Annotated in this window: 2 pseudogenes; both read right to left on the bottom strand. The window is 60.2% G+C overall.

Annotation, left to right across the window (positions count from 1 at the left end):
* Nucleotides 1-404: 404 nt before the first annotated feature.
* Nucleotides 405-812, bottom strand: a pseudogene (locus FV230_RS28700) (cation acetate symporter); the annotation flags it as partial.
* Between the two features lie 38 nt (nucleotides 813-850).
* Nucleotides 851-974 (bottom strand): annotated as a pseudogene (locus tag FV230_RS28695) (IS3 family transposase); the annotation flags it as partial.

The raw sequence follows: 974 nt of genomic DNA, 5'->3' as shown, positions 1-974 counted from the left end.
CGGCGGCAGCGCGACGGCCGACCGCAACCTCTACGTCCATCAGGTCAGCCTCAACGGCCAGACCCTGGCGGGCGACGCTGCCGACAACCATGCCGGCTACAACAGCGGCGGCGTCGCCAACATGTTCTACAACGGCAGCGTCGAATGGCACATCTGAATGTAAATAACATAGCCGAATGTTCAGAAAGATGCATGATCGAATGCTGCTCGAGTTCTGAGTTATATTTGGAGTGCAATCTATTTTTGAGTGGTATTAATTTTGAGATTTATATTATGGATTGACGATGGGGCCTAGCTTGTCAGCAGCTTCTGGAACCTCTCGCAACACTCCCGCTGCGCCGTCCTTCAAAGCAGGGAAAGGGCGCCATCCGACGCCCCATCCCCTCGTATCGGGCAGCCCGTAATCAGCATTCTGGATAAGCGTCCCTGGACTTCCCGAACATGATCCGGTGGCGCATCTCGCGGAAGGTGCCCTCGGCGTCGTTCTCCTGGGTGAGAAGAGAGACGACGACCGCCACGATGAAGGATACCGGCATGCTGATGATGGCCGGGTTCTTCACCGGGACGAACCACCACGCGCGCGAGACGTCAAACAAGGTTTTTCCGAGCACGTCCACTTGAACCGTGGGCGACAGCCAGATCATCAGGAGGGAAGAGAATGTCCCGACCAGGATGCTGGCGACAGCTGCAGGGGTCGTGAACCGCTTCCAAGTGATGGACAGAAGCGGCGCGGGGAAGTTCGCTGAGGCCGCGACGGCGAAGGCGAGCCCGGCCATAAACGCGACGTTCTGGCCCTCGAAGACGATGCCCAGGAACTGATCGGCCCCCGCGAGGTGGTCCAAGGGTGAAGTTAGTGCACGGTGGGCCGCTCCGCCACGAGTAGCTTGGCCGGCGGAGCTGGTCGGGCGAGCGCAGCCGGCCAAGCGGAGAAGGCTGGCACGAACACCTCCGGTGCCGGCGGCTGGTATTTCAGC

The organism is Methylobacterium sp. WL6, assembly GCF_008040095.1.
Taxonomy (GTDB): Bacteria; Pseudomonadota; Alphaproteobacteria; order Rhizobiales; family Beijerinckiaceae; genus Methylobacterium.
Note: the sequence above shows the minus strand (reverse complement) of the source record. Positions and strands in the feature narration are given on the sequence as shown.